We start from the raw sequence: 12,754 nt of genomic DNA on the forward strand, positions 1-12,754 counted from the left end.
TATGCATTCGCGGTTCCGTAGTGGTCCCTCTCTCCGGCTATCCAACTCGCAAAAAAAGGTGCGTGTGCACGGTCGTCCCGATCGACGCCGGGCGCGACTATCTTCCGTTCAGGACTGGAACGGCACCGATTTGCTGCAGGAGGGCAAGTCGATCCGGTTGCCCGCGCTCTTCGACAATTTTCCCGCTGGAAAAACGATAAAAGTTCATGGCTTGAACCTGAATCTTCTTACCGCTCGCAGGCACGCCAAAGAAGGTGGCTTGGTGAGTACCGCGCATGATGAATCGTGCGGCAACCTTGTCGTTTTCCGCGATCGTTTCTTCGAGCGTCCACTGAACGTCGGGGAAACCGGAACGCATCATGCCAATGATTTCCATGTACCCACGTGGTCCCGTCAACGAGTCCGGGCGGCCAGGGACATAGAAGATTGCGTCGGCAGCAATAAGCTCGTCGGCGAGTACCTCGTTGGCTGTGTTGATGAATTCGAGAAAGCGAGACATCAAGAGTTTGTTCGATTCGGCGGTCATGGTTTGAGCCTTGTAAGTGAGTGCCGCCGTCCGCAACGGCGTGGTTCATGTGCGCTGCTAAACGAGAGGTAGAGCAGGCTGCGGCGCGTCGCGTATGTGCCGCGTTGGGAGCGCTTACGACGTCTTGAACAAGTCTAGACTGCAAATTCATCGAGATAAATGCGTGATATCTTTGAACATTCACAACAGGATGTTTGGAATGGATCGCTTGACCGGCATGAGCGTTTTCACGAAAGCGGTCGAACTGGGCTCGTTCTCAGCGGCCGGGGACGCGCTTCAGATGTCGCCGCAACTTGTCGGAAAGCATGTTCAGTTGCTCGAACAGAACCTGGGCGTGCGCTTGCTGAACAGAACGACGCGTCGGCAAAGCCTGACCGATGTCGGACGGGTGTTTTACGAACGCGCCAAGATCATCCTCGCGGAGGTCGAGGCCGCTGAAAATCTCGTTGCCGAAACCCGTGCGGTGCCGACCGGTCGTCTGAAGGTGAATGCTCCGGTGAGCTTCGGCATACACACCTTGGCCCCGAAGTTGCCGGAGTACCTAAAGGCGTTTCCACAGGTCGTATTGGACTTGGCCCTTTCAAATCGAGCCGTTGATTTGATCGACGAAGGATATGACGCTGTGTTCAGGATTGGTGAGCTGGGGGACAGCGGCCTGATTGCTCAACCCCTCGCTCCATACCGGCTGGTGCTATGCGCTGCGCCGTCGTATCTTGCTGCAAACCCGCGCATAACAACTCCCGCTGATCTCCAGCATCACGAGTGTCTTGCGTTTACGCACACGTCACTAAGATCGGAGTGGACGTTTGATGGCCCTGCGGGGCGCGTCTCTGTGCAGGTGTCGGGTCGGTTTATGGTCGACCACGGAGAGGTGCTGCTAGCGGCCGCAGTGGCGGGCGTCGGGGTCATGCTTCAACCCGTAGAACTGGCGAAGGGCGAGCTCGATCGTGGCAATCTGGTTGTCGTGCTTCCGGATTATCAGGCGCCTTCGCGGCCATTACACGTTCTATATGCGCATGATCGCCGCGTGACGCCAAAGTTGAGGAGCTTTCTGGATTTTGCGCGAGAGCACTTCGGAGCTTAGCGAAGTGATAGTTCCTCAGCGTTGTTCAAATGCCACCGGTGCCAATGACCGCTTCCGGGAAAGCTGAAGGTCTCTGATGGGTCGCGTGCTGCCGCTCGTGGCAAGGCACAGGTCGATCGCACGACGATCGGCAAGGTTCGGCCAGGAGCGGTCACTGGACTGATGCCCTCAGATTGGCGACAATCTGAAGCTTCGAAATCCAAGCACTTCGTGAAAGCCTCCCTTCCCGACAATGAAATACGCGAAATACGAGGCTCTACATTGGAGCATCTTCAACATCCTAGCTCGTCTGTTCGGGATTATGTCGTTGCTCACAGGGCTGGCATTTGGGCTAACCGCATTACGTCTACTTGACGGTGCGCATTCGCACACAAGGGAAGTTGGGGTCCTCGGGTATCTCTTTACCTCTGCTGTTTGCGTGGCAATTGCTGCAGCGGTCCTGACGGTCCGTCCTTACAGGCCCGACTTAACGAGGCGATATTCGGATACGCCGGATGGACGCCAACCAGAATTGAGATGGTGGACGGGCGATCCTAAGAGCTAATACGTATGAACGGCCGCTAGAGCATTGAGAGCACATGTGATTAGCGAGGGAGTACGGCCAACGTTTTTTGCACTGAGCTTGCAAGTTTGCCGAGGTCAAAATGGAACAGGTACGTCACACGAGCATGGTTCAGGTCTATGGTAGATTTACGTGACTGATCCAATTTCTGCTGGTAGCGCCTAAAAAAAGACCGACCACGGCGCTAATCAATGTCCCGGCGATCGAGAACGACAACAGAAATCCGATCACCACGCCCGCAAGTATTCCAATAAGCGCACAAATCATGCGATTCAGTGAGACCGTACCAATGCGCCGTACTTCCACAACATAGGCTGCGCCGACCGCGCAACCAAAAACTCCTCCCACCGCCAAGTGACTGGCGGACAGTGACTCCTTGGCAAACGTTGCCATGTATGCGGAAGCTACCCCCAGTACCGTAAGCAAAGCCCACAAGACCCACGGATTGGAAAACGCTCTTTTAATGAGCTCAGCGAGACGACGACAAATCGACATAATCGTCACCACTACTTGCACTCACAATCGCTGCCGATCGCCCATGGTTTCTCTCCCAAAACACGCTTCATCAACGTGTTTGTGCCAATGAACAATCCTTGCATGATGGCTAGGTCCTTGAATCCGAGTCCCAATGCGGACACGCCAGATCTACCAACAACACTCGTCCCCAACGTCAAAAGGCCTGGAGAAAAGGCACCCGCAGCGGCCGAAGTAAGAACCGGCCCGATGTTTACACACTTGGCGCTCTTGCCATCAATCAACATTTGCTTGCCGATATCTATGCCAGCACCAACTACTGCGCCAATCGCACCAAACTCCTAGAGTAGACTATTTTGCTTGCAGGAGCGAACTGGATCTCGCTGTGTATGTCCGCTATGGATCGACGTTACCGTCCGTTCCGGGTCGATCACAGGCGTCGCCGCTCGGCCCAGAAGTAGCATCGTCGCGATGACTCACGAAGCCGTGAAGGTGTTTGAGGAGAACAGAGCCCCAACGCATATTTGAGACACGCGTCCAAGCCCTCATCGGGACCAGTAGAAATCCACGGGGATAAGCTCGACGACCCATCCACCTTCTTCGCCCAGCGTGGCCGCCGGGTGCATGGAGGCGATGCGCAACGCCTCGTCATGGGTATGGGTGCTGTTCTTTCGTGCTTATCGCGCTTTGGTAAGGCTTTATACATTTGTATGCCCGTGCTGCGGAGAAAGATTTTTCTTCACCAAAGTAGGTTGGATATTTGGATGGGGTAATGTTTGGTCTAGCAAATGTGTGCACTGCGGCCATAAGGTGACTTAACCTTTGTGGGCCACCAGCAAGCAGCAATGCCGGTGGACTGAGTTTTGAATGACCGCCGCGGGTCGACCTGAGACGGTTGTCATCGGTCTCAGTGCGGCGGTGGGGAGGCCCGCTAGATGATTTTCAATCGACGGACGGATGGTCAAGCCACTAATGGAAGCTACTCTGACCGTAGCCTAGGTTGAGGCCAGTCAGTCCATCAGTAATTAACCTATAGCTAGCGGTGAACAATGCTGAAATTTCTTTATATAGCTTGGCCGGCTCCACAAAAAATGTCCAAATCGCAGTATCTGAAGTATCGTCTTAAGTTGCTGGCCATTATGGTTATTTGGGCCATGACGTTTGTTGCCTTGGTGTTTTTTTGGGGCAGTTTACACGTTTTACTGAAGATTCTATTTATAGTATTGGAATACATATTTATCCCAGATTTCAGCATGATTGAGCAGTTATTTGTTTCGTATGATAGATATATCGAAGAAGGGCTGCGTTGCTAAACCATTCTCTGGAGATCAGAGATCATGCGTACAGGCTTGCGAGCTGGTTATCGGGTTATCGAATGGGAAAGTGATTGGGATCCTTCTCTTGAAGATATTCTTCAGCGCTTCCCGAACATAGTTATAGAAAGGCATGTTGCAATCGCGTCCTGCGACAGTGGCCCGTACAGGCCGACAGATTTTGAAGTAGCAAGCGGTTGGTACAGCCTCGGAGACTTGGCAGTTAGCCCACGGATCGAGACTATTTCACAATTGCCGACGCCGGGCTTCGACGAGTGGTACGTTTACGATAATCGTAGGAACTTTGGCCCCCATCGGTCATTTGTGAATCATTTTGGATTTTCACCGCTTAAGGACGGCGATGCACTGACAGAAGAATTTTGGGCACAGATTGCTGCCTTACGGCCGATACACGTACTCGGAGCTGGAACACCAATCTTGTTCTTAGTGACATGTGATGAATCACTGTACAGAGAAGTTGCTGGTGCTGGTGAACCTTTAATGTGATGACCGTCCGCTTCCAAGACTCATGGCCGGCGGCTTAGGGTCGCGTACTGCCGGTCGCGACGGAGTGGGATTCCGAAGTTCATGCGGTTTGCATGAGGCAGTCATCGGCCAATTTCTGACGTTCGACATCGCCGCATTGATCGTCGACACCCATTAGCGGGCCCGGTGTCAAGTGAGCAAACAACACCCTCGACTGCCTGAGCAGCCGATTTCGATTGCACTGACCGAATGCAGTAGCCGAGCGCACCCGTTTCTTCGATTCATGGCTGCGACGGATCGCGCCAGACACCCATCAGGCTCAAGCGATCGGCGTACATCGGTTGCCTGTCGCCCTGGTGGCTCTGCCACCCCAGAAGAACTTTGGTGCCGCAACGCGTCCATTGGGTTCGCACAATAGTCGTGGTTGCCAGACGTCCGGCACCAATCCAGGGCTGGCTCGCGTTGCCGGCGATCCGCGTTGCTGCACATCGGGGACGGCGGCACGGCATCCCATTCAATTGGGTGGCTTTTCGCCAGTCAACGATCAGGGCTTGCCGGTCGCCGTCGTAACGCTTATGCGAAGCAGCGGGTCACATCAAATGGTTTTCGCTCCTTCAGCATGTGGAAACACGCACGGGCGAGCTTGTGGGCCAAGGCCTTGCGTGCGATCACTGAATTCGTCCTGGCTTTCTTGCGCTCGTAGAACTGCCTGGCTTCGGCGCTAAAGTGCATCGCGAAGTTGGCCGCCTCGATGAATGCCCAGGACAGGTATGGATTTCCGTTCCTGGTATTGCCTTCGCCCTTCTTCTTGCCGTTGCTCATGCGCTGGCTGTCCACGCACCGCGCGTAGGAGGCGAAGTTGCCAGCGCTGGCGAAACGTTCGATGGTCCCGGTTTCCAGTACGATCACGGTGGCAAGCGTCTGGCCGATGCCGGGCACCGTGGTCAGGAGGGCGTAGTCCGCGTGTGGCGCGACCTTTTCCTGAAGACGCTTTTCCACGATGGCGATCTGTGCGGAGAGCGTCGTGATGACCGCGACGTTGGCGCGGACCGCGAGCGCCACGTCGTCTGGGAGATGCAGCTGGTCGACAGCGGCCTGGTCCAGTTTCTTGACCTGATTGCTCGTGATTCGCGTGCCGTACTGACGCGCCGTAATGTTCTCAACGGCGAGAATGTGGCTGGTGCGGCTGCGCACCAGTTGCATGCGCTTGCGGGCCAGGTCGCGCACCTGGCGGTGCTCAGCCGGCAATATGGTGCCGGTGGGAAGGATGCCCAGACGAAGCAAATGGGCCAGGTAGCGCGCGTCGGTCTCGTCGCCACTGTGCTTGAGCCCATCGTACTTTTTGATTGCCGTGGTGTTGGCCAGATGGACCACGAAGCCGGCAGCCTGCAGGCCGTCGACAAGCCAGTACCAGTTGTACGTGGATTCGACCACGACGCCTGCCAGCTCGGCTCGCCACGGGGCAAGGAACGCCAGGATCTTAGCCAGCTCGTTCGGCAGCCGCTTTTCGGCGACCACGCGGTCCGTTTCGTCGATCACGCTCACCACGCTGTTGTTCGAATGCAGGTCAATGCCGCTATAGTTCATGATGACCTCCTTCCGGTTAAAGCGGTTTTGGCAAACTCACTTTAACCCCGTCGCCCGGCAGGGCGGCGGCAGGAGGTCCGCTAGATGATTTTCAATCGACGGACGGATGGTCAGGCCACTAGTGGAAGCTACTCTGACGGTGGCGTTTGTACGGCCGAGGCTGAGAGCCGGGTTTGAACAACCGCATTCAGGCAGCCGCCAGATGAATGAGGCCAAACGCGGACATCCGTCAGCGCTATTCCGGGAGATGGAAATGACATCAAGGCGTAAGTGCACGGTCGCATGGCTTCTAATGCTATTTTTCGTCCTTATTATTCCGTCCGTGGTCATGGCCGCGCATTTGGCGGTCGGCGTTGCGATTGTCAGTGGTATTGTTTCGATAGTGGTATTTATGTTCTGGGCGCTAACCTTTTCGTGTCCGCGATGTAGGGAACCACTCTTATGGGAAATTCGTGGGCACTGGAAGATCAGCCGGCCGTTTCCTCGTCGAACGTGTATAGCATGTGGCCTTCCTACTTATGAACCGTTTGTAAGGAGCAAGCGTCGCTGACACTGTCAACGGGAGCAGGACGCTTGGGCCAGCTGGAACCTTGGAAGTCTAATTAAATAGGGGCAGCAGGTGACCGAGAAGATCTGGATCGACTGTATTTCCATTTTATGTTTCGGGTTCGGAGCGGCAAAGGCAATACGGCCTAATTTTTTCATTGAAATGAGAAGGCGTCATCCATGGTTTGACCTATTTGATATCTACTCCTTTATATTTAAATCGGAATATGCAGAAAAAGTAGTTCGTCTTAACGGTTGCCTCCTTCTGCTGATTGGGCTGGGGCTGGCGGCATGGGCACTTTTTTTGTGAAACAGGCCACCTTGGGTCGGTACGCGTTGTAGGACAGACTTCTGAACGACTGCTTCCGAGAGAACCCGAACTGAACGTTAGAAGCAAAGACGAGCCGATAGCCGACGGAGCACGGCCAATAAAAAGCCATTCGAAAGCTTGAGCGACCGTTTTTGGGGATGGCCACTGAAACATATACGGGCAGAATTGCAATATGACATTGACATCCGACGAGGGCTTTCGAACCGCCTACTACTACTTCATCTACGCGGTGACGACGCTTGCAAGCAACCCCGATGAAGCCTGCGATAGGATGGGCGACTACAACGTCGCATGGGAGGTGAAGGACGACGTCCAAGCCGGCAGATACCTCGTGGAGTGGGAACTTCTGCCCACACAGGCAAAGGCAGACATATGGAAGCTCATAAACGCGCTTGATAAAATACCGCAAGAGCTTTTGATATCCGCCCAGGGCAGGCAGCGCAATCTCCAAGCGATGAGCGATGAGGTTTGGACACCCATCCGAGCCGAGGCGGCAACGTTGATTGCCACGTTGAGCTTGTTCACAGAGGCCAACAACGCCAAGTTTCTCGGTGGCGGTTAGGTAGCACTGCAGCGGCTTGTGGGATGACTGCTTTCGTTTGTCGAGCCCGAGACCGAATGGCTGCAACGGGTCGCGCGCTGCCGATCGCCCTCAGGCAGTGACGGGCCACATGCAGCCATTAGTTGTCACTCTTTGTTGAGGTGCATTTTCATGCCGCTTTACACTTATGTGGTTTCCTTCAAGGGTTCGACTCATATAAGTCAAGGTAGCCACAGTAATTACAAAGGCTTCGTGTCTACGTGGTGCTCCAATATTCCGATTGGAGCACTTCCTGGGCTTACGCCTGTCCTTCAGCGGGAATTGGTGGGCAAGGCATACCGAGGCGAGTTTCTGCCTGTGTCGAATGCTAAACACGTATGGAGAAAAACTATTGAAGTTGGAGACAGCGAATTGGTCGTCGTCGCGGTGCAAACCCAGCCATAAGGGCCGTGCGCGAGCGCCCGCTTGGGTCGCGTTCGTACCGATCAGCGTCAGGCTGAGGTCGGCCAGGTGCGGTCATTGGACTGATGGTGCTAGATTGGCGACAATCTGAAGCACCAAACTTTGGGCACTCCGACATGATCGCTAAATTCATCCTCGAAATCATCGATGCGAACACGGCGTGTCCTGCAAAGAGCTTTGCGATCGAACTGCCAGATCCGTCTGTCGTTTCCTCTTTACTGGAGGACGAGGAATTTGATGCACATTGTGTCTATGAGTTAGACGCGCACGACACGGCTAGAATCTCAGCGCATTTCGGTTTCTCGGTTGGAGAATCGGCCTCAGCAATTCTGAGACCCCGTCATTGGCTTGACGACCTTCCTTACCAGGTCCACACAGATCGGGAGCTTGCGCTGATGCTTGACGGCGTGAAACCCTTTGCCGCTTTCGCCGACGAATATCCATCGTTGACAGACGACAGTGTGATTCCAGAGCGGCTATTCGACCCTTATGTGGCGGCTGGACGATTTGTAAAGAGAGAGTACGTCGGAACAAAGGTTCTCAAAGGCTACCGTACAAGGCGCGTTTTGTATGCGCGACCTGACGAAGCGTGGCGGATCGACGCCTATATACTTCTTTGGCATACAGGAGAAGTGACTGGCTGGAACGAATCGCTTGAACGCATGGAGGGGTTCCTTCTAGGCTACGAGGAGTGGCAGACAGACGCATACATTCTCGCGGCCAAAGCACGAACGGGTGCAAGCCAGCAAAACACCTCATGACTGGAGACGGTAGTAAATTGCCATCCCTCCCACCATAGGGTGCATCGAACGCCTCTTCTCGGGGGATTCGACTGATTGCTCAGGGTCGCCTGCGGAATTTCGACATCGGACCGGGTTCGGGCCATTTGCGGTCTTTCGCCACGGTCTGCTTTGCGGTTGAAGGTGATATCGACCGGAAGTTTGAAGATGTTGTACGCGAGCGCGTCTCACATGGCTCGTTGTGTCTGTGGATCGTCGGCCCAAAATCGCTGATTTCAGAGTCTTTAGAATACTTCGCGACGATCGGCGAATTTGATGAAGCCATTCTCCTTAGGCGTAAGCGGCCGGTGATGGCATCTTGAATCGACGTAGCAGCCTTGGGAGCATCGTGTCCACTTAACGAATAGGTGGACACGTGAACACTATTGACCAAGATGCACCCTCGGGGCGCCGCAAACGGCGGCGATACACGGATGAATTCAAAGCGGAAGTAGTGGCAGCCTGCCAAGGACCAGGCGTGTCGGTTGCCGCGATCGCGTTGATGCATAAACTGAACGCCAACTTGCTGCGGCGTTGGTTGGAGAAAGCCGAGAGCGGCGCAACGACGACGGGCAGTGACGTCGTGGCAATGAAGCCGTCAGCGGCGGCGCCCATACCACCTGCTTTCGTCCCACTTCAACTGAGCGACGCGAATGATCATCAAAGGGAAATTCGCGTCGAGGTGCGGCGTGGCCAACAATCAATCACGGTCAGTTGGCCGACATCAGACGCGGCCCAGTGCGCAGCGTGGCTGCGCGAGTGGCTGAAATGATCCGCATCGACGAGGCGTGGCTCGCGGTTGACCCGCTGGACATGCGAGCAGGTTTCGATACGGTACTCGCGCGCGTGGTCGCCGTGTTTGACGCGGCGCATCCGCACCACGCCTATCTCTTCACCAACCGTCGGGCCAACCGCATGAAGGTGCTCGTACACGACGGAATCGGAATCTGGCTGGCAGCACGACGGCTGAACCAGGGACAGTTCGTCTGGCCGCAGCCCGGTACCGATACGCGTCGGCCGATCACGCAGGAGCAACTGGCCGGACTCGTGCTCGGATTGCCGTGGCAACGCATTGGTCAAGACGGCGTGATTCGTGTGGTGTGAGCCGGTCTGCGGCAATCGGTGCGTGTGCCAATACCCTTGTCGCACGGCCTTTGGCACACTATTGGTCATGATCGATAGGACACAACTCCAGGACATGAGCGCAGACGAACTGCGTGCGCTCGCCCTGGAATTGATGTCCGAAGTCCAGGCGAAACAACACATCGTCGATCGCACGGAAGCAGCACTACGATTCAGCGACGCGAAGCTCGCGCAACTCACGCACGAGATGGCCGTACTTAAGCGCTGGAAGTTTGCCGCCCGAAGCGAGAAGCTCAGTCACGAGCAGCAAAGCTTGCTCGATGAGACCATCGACAGCGATTTGGCAGCCATCGAACTCGAGTTGGAGAGGCTGTCCACCGAGCCGAAGACGAAAGACGTGCCGAACAAACCGCGACGGGCGCCGCTTCCGGCGAACCTTCCACGTGTCAATGTCCATCACGAGCCCGAGTCGACCGTCTGCGGCTGTGGCTGTGAGCTCAAGCGCATCGGCGAGGATGTCAGCGAGAAGCTCGATTACACGCCGGGCGTGTTCACCGTCGAGCGTCATGTTCGTGGCAAATGGGTGTGCGCTCACTGCGAAACCTTAACTCAGGCACCGGTGCCGGCGCACGTCATCGATAAGGGCATTCCAACGTCGGGCTTGCTGGCTCACGTGCTTGTTTCGAAACACGGCGATCACCTTCCGCTGTACAGACAAGAACGCATCTTCGCGCGTGCCGGCCTGGCCATTCCCCGATCGACGCTGGGCCAATGGGTGGGCATGTGTGGCGTTCAACTGCAGCCGTTAGTTGACGCGCTGAAAGAGAAGATACTGAAGCATCGCGTGTTGCACGCCGACGAGACACCGATTGCGATGCTCAGTCCGGGAAAGGGGAAGACGCATCGCGCTTATCTCTGGACTTATTGCCCCGGGGCATTCGAACAGATGAAGGCGGTTGTCTATGACTTCGCCGAGAGCCGCGCGGGCGAACATGCGCGCGCCTTCCTCGATCCATGGCGCGGCCAATTGGTGTGCGATGACTTCGCAGGTTATAAGCAGCTGTTTGCCCAGGGCGTGACCGAGGTTGGTTGCCTGGCCCACGCGCGCCGTAAGTTCTACGACTTGCATGTTGCCAGTCGAAGCCAGATTGCCGAAGATGCCTTGCGCTACATCAGCCAGCTGTACGATGTCGAGCGCGAGGCGCGTGATCTCTCCCCCGAGAATCGATTGGAACTTCGCCAACGATGCGCGCGTCCCGTCGCCGAAGCATTGCACACCTGGATGGTTCTGCAGCGTGCACACGTGAACGAAGGTTCGTCCATAGCGAAGGCGCTCGACTACAGTCTGCGGCGGTGGGCAGCGCTCACCCGATATCTCGACGATCCGCAGCTTCCCGTCGATAACAATTGGTGCGAGAACCAAATAAGGCCGATTGCCGTCAGCGGAGGGAACTGGCTCTTCGCGGGTTCCGCGCGAGCAGGCAAGCGATCAGCTGCAATGATGAGTCTCATCCAGTCGGCCAAGCTTAATGGGCACGATCCCTATGCCTATCTGAAAGACATCCTGACGCGGCTCCCTACACAGCCCGCCAGCCGGCTTGACGAGTTGTTGCCGCACCTCTGGCAGCCTCAGCTCCAACAGTAGGCTGACGTCGGCTGCCGAACCCCTGGGATCACCGGGCGCTTACCCTTAGGCGAACGTAGGCAATAAATAACCGCTCTGATTCAACACACTACGAGGATAGCCATGAGAAGATTGCTAACGAATGGAATTATCTTGTTTTGCGTACTCTATTTTGGTTCCGCTCAATCTTTCGCTGGTAGTGGATTAATGTGTTTCTCCCGGGCTGAGGATGGTGGAGTTCTTAATATTCGACCTGCTCACGTCCGTCTTGATGGAAGGCGAGTCATGTCATTATTTGGCGGAACCCATAAATGCCTAAGAGTCACATCCGGTCGCCATGTCGTCGTGTCATACTCTTCTGACCCGTACGATCCCCGTGCGGGGAATGAGGATGCTTGGCAATCTGATCCAACAGAAGTAATGGTTTTAGATTCAAAAAAGGTCGATTTGATCGTCAGACCTATGAGTGCGGGGCCAACGTACACTGGCCCCTGGTCTGTTGAAGTAAGGAATTGAACGGGGGCCGCAGGAGCGCGCGACGCACTCCCGCAATCTGGATGGATGTCAAATGAGGGCTATCGAGTGGCGTTGGCGGCGGTGAGAGCCAGGCGATCCGATCCAGCTGGTTTATATAAGCGGGGGAGGCAAATGAGACTTCAGTCAAATTGCGAGAATACGTTCAAGTACATCCGCAAGAACGCACGCGGCCTGACTTATGACATCGGTTACCACCTCTATCAGCGCGACGACGGGACGTTTATCTACGGTTTCGAAATTGTGCAGGAAGCTTGCGATGGCCGCCTAGGGAGTGGGGCAAGCGTGCTGAATTTCCGGGGCACGCACGAACAAGCGGAAAAATACCTCCGAAACATGCTGGAGGAGATGGTAGAGAGGTTGCCGGAGTCATGGGAATCGGACCGATACAGGAACTGCAAGGAAACCGACGAGGGCGCGGTCAACGATGCGTGGCTGATTCGTCGCATCTTCGGCTACTGGCCTGAGTTTCACGATGCCGAACTGCTTTCCGTAACCCTGCGTCGACGCGCGTCCAGTGGAAAAGGGCATACGGACATGGAGTTCACACTTCATCACTGGGGGCAGGACAATCCGGCATGGAAAGGTAATGACGAGCATTGCAAGGTTACGTTTCTGCTCAAGGACGTGGAGGGGGAGGAGTTCGTCACAGAAAACGTAACCCATCCCTCGTGGATCAATGACTTGCGTTTTTCGCGGTGCGATGATGGCCGCATCCAGGTCGATCTGGATCCGTCAACTGGCTTTTCGTTCCTGCTCTATTGCGCAGTTGCGCGCGTGGTGCGCGTTGAACCGTATTTGCCCGACAGTGACTAGTTGCGC

12 protein-coding genes and 1 pseudogene are annotated in these 12,754 nt (G+C 55.5%); 9 read left to right on the plus strand and 4 right to left on the minus strand.

Annotated elements, in window-relative coordinates; translation table 11 throughout:
- Nucleotides 1-97: 97 nt before the first annotated feature.
- The gene (locus AC07WT_RS35980) at nt 98-526 is read right to left on the minus strand and encodes an ester cyclase (protein ID WP_494950632.1); all 429 of its coding nucleotides are present in this window, start codon (nt 524-526) and stop codon (nt 98-100) included.
- Nucleotides 527-725: 199 nt separating this feature from the next.
- Between AC07WT_RS35980 and AC07WT_RS35985 the strand changes: the two genes are divergently transcribed.
- On the plus strand, nt 726-1,610 hold the full coding sequence (locus tag AC07WT_RS35985; RefSeq protein ID WP_494950633.1) for a LysR family transcriptional regulator: 885 nt from the start codon (nt 726-728) through the stop codon (nt 1,608-1,610).
- Between the two features lie 679 nt (nt 1,611-2,289).
- Here AC07WT_RS35985 and AC07WT_RS35990 read toward each other — a convergent pair.
- A complete protein-coding gene (locus AC07WT_RS35990) occupies nt 2,290-2,688 on the minus strand; it encodes a hypothetical protein (RefSeq protein ID WP_494950634.1) in 399 nt (132 codons plus the stop codon).
- A gap of 503 nt (nt 2,689-3,191) precedes the next feature.
- Nucleotides 3,192-3,302, minus strand: a pseudogene (locus AC07WT_RS35995) (YciI family protein); the annotation flags it as partial.
- 681 nt (nt 3,303-3,983) lie between these two features.
- Between AC07WT_RS35995 and AC07WT_RS36000 the strand changes: the two are divergent.
- Nucleotides 3,984-4,466, plus strand: a complete 483-nt coding sequence (locus AC07WT_RS36000; RefSeq protein ID WP_494950635.1) for a hypothetical protein — start codon at nt 3,984-3,986, stop codon at nt 4,464-4,466.
- A gap of 552 nt (nt 4,467-5,018) precedes the next feature.
- Here the strand turns inward: AC07WT_RS36000 and AC07WT_RS36005 are convergent.
- Nucleotides 5,019-6,032 carry an IS110 family RNA-guided transposase gene (locus tag AC07WT_RS36005; protein WP_494948505.1) on the minus strand — a complete coding sequence of 338 codons (1,014 nt, stop codon included), beginning with the start codon at nt 6,030-6,032 and terminating at the stop codon, nt 5,019-5,021.
- Nucleotides 6,033-6,651: 619 nt separating this feature from the next.
- Here AC07WT_RS36005 and AC07WT_RS36010 point away from each other — a divergent pair.
- The 7 genes from AC07WT_RS36010 to AC07WT_RS36040 all read left to right on the plus strand — a co-directional run bounded on the left by AC07WT_RS36010 (nt 6,652) and on the right by AC07WT_RS36040 (nt 12,748).
- Entirely contained in the window at nt 6,652-6,888 is a 237-nt protein-coding gene (locus AC07WT_RS36010; RefSeq protein WP_492592956.1) for a hypothetical protein, read from the plus strand.
- 193 nt (nt 6,889-7,081) lie between these two features.
- Nucleotides 7,082-7,471 carry a hypothetical protein gene (locus tag AC07WT_RS36015; protein ID WP_494950636.1) on the plus strand — a complete coding sequence of 130 codons (390 nt, stop codon included), beginning with the start codon at nt 7,082-7,084 and terminating at the stop codon, nt 7,469-7,471.
- A gap of 557 nt (nt 7,472-8,028) precedes the next feature.
- Complete coding sequence (locus tag AC07WT_RS36020; protein ID WP_494950637.1) at nt 8,029-8,673, plus strand: hypothetical protein; 645 nt, start codon at nt 8,029-8,031, stop codon at nt 8,671-8,673.
- A 394-nt stretch (nt 8,674-9,067) separates the two neighbouring features.
- Nucleotides 9,068-9,463, plus strand: a complete 396-nt coding sequence (gene tnpA / locus AC07WT_RS36025) for an IS66-like element accessory protein TnpA (protein ID WP_494950638.1) — start codon at nt 9,068-9,070, stop codon at nt 9,461-9,463.
- Nucleotides 9,460-9,795 (plus strand): IS66 family insertion sequence element accessory protein TnpB, encoded by a 336-nt coding sequence (gene tnpB, locus AC07WT_RS36030; RefSeq protein WP_494950639.1) that lies wholly within the window; start codon nt 9,460-9,462, stop codon nt 9,793-9,795. Before tnpA ends, tnpB begins: the two co-directional genes overlap by 4 nt.
- A gap of 67 nt (nt 9,796-9,862) precedes the next feature.
- Entirely contained in the window at nt 9,863-11,419 is a 1,557-nt protein-coding gene (gene tnpC, locus AC07WT_RS36035) for an IS66 family transposase (protein WP_494950640.1), read from the plus strand.
- Between the two features lie 627 nt (nt 11,420-12,046).
- A complete protein-coding gene (locus AC07WT_RS36040) occupies nt 12,047-12,748 on the plus strand; it encodes an Imm50 family immunity protein (protein WP_494950641.1) in 702 nt (233 codons plus the stop codon).
- Nucleotides 12,749-12,754 lie beyond the last annotated feature (6 nt).

The organism is Paraburkholderia sp. GW821-FHT02A12 (assembly GCF_059422005.1).